Annotated in this window: 2 pseudogenes; both read right to left on the bottom strand. The window is 54.4% G+C overall.

Going from position 1 to position 660, the window contains the following annotated elements:
• Positions 1 to 114: pseudogene (locus tag AB4Z23_RS27695) on the bottom strand (LLM class flavin-dependent oxidoreductase); the annotation flags it as partial.
• A 243-nt stretch (positions 115 to 357) separates the two neighbouring features.
• A pseudogene (locus tag AB4Z23_RS27690) lies at positions 358 to 660 on the bottom strand (histone deacetylase family protein); the annotation flags it as partial.

The raw sequence follows: 660 nt of genomic DNA, 5'->3' as shown, positions 1-660 counted from the left end.
CGCTTCCTCTATAACATTTCGAATTACGGTCGCGTGTGGCTCCGGTAGGCCCGTGCTGTCGTAGGTAACATCGCCAAAGGTATCGAGCCCGAATTCTACTGCTGGAGTTAGCATGGTGCATTCCTTCGCTGCCTCCCATCTGTGGAGGCTGGTCGTTCGATCGAGGCAACATAGGCGTTCCCCGCCTGCTCTGGAATTTGGATAATTTCGATTATGTTGTTCGATTTCATCGAATGATCGCCTTGCCTCTGCAAATTAGGCGCTGAAAAGGGAACGTCTGTTTTGCGCGTTGAGCAATATATACGACCGCTACCTTGTCCCCGCCGCCGTTGGTTCCTCAATCAAACGCGACGGCCGCTAACGAGGCGAACAAAAGCCATCAAGAAAGCGAGCCGCTACCTGCTGCAAACTCTTCAGGTCGTAGCCGCCCTCCTGCACCAGTAGGACAGGCAGCGAGACATCTCCAAACAGCATACCTACCTTTTCAAATGTTTCTTCGGTCACGGCCAGTCCCTTCGCTGGATCGCTCGCGAGTGCATCAAAACCAAGCGACACGACCACAGCCGCGGGGTTGTGTTCAAGCGCTGCGGTCAAGATGTCGTCGACGCCGACAAGGTACTCCTTGTCACCCGCGTCTTTGTCTAAGGGGTGGTTCAGGTT

The organism is Agrobacterium sp. MCAB5 (genome assembly GCF_052114365.1).
Taxonomy (GTDB): Bacteria; Pseudomonadota; Alphaproteobacteria; order Rhizobiales; family Rhizobiaceae; genus Agrobacterium; species Agrobacterium tumefaciens.
This window is presented reverse-complemented; position numbering and strand designations above follow the sequence as displayed.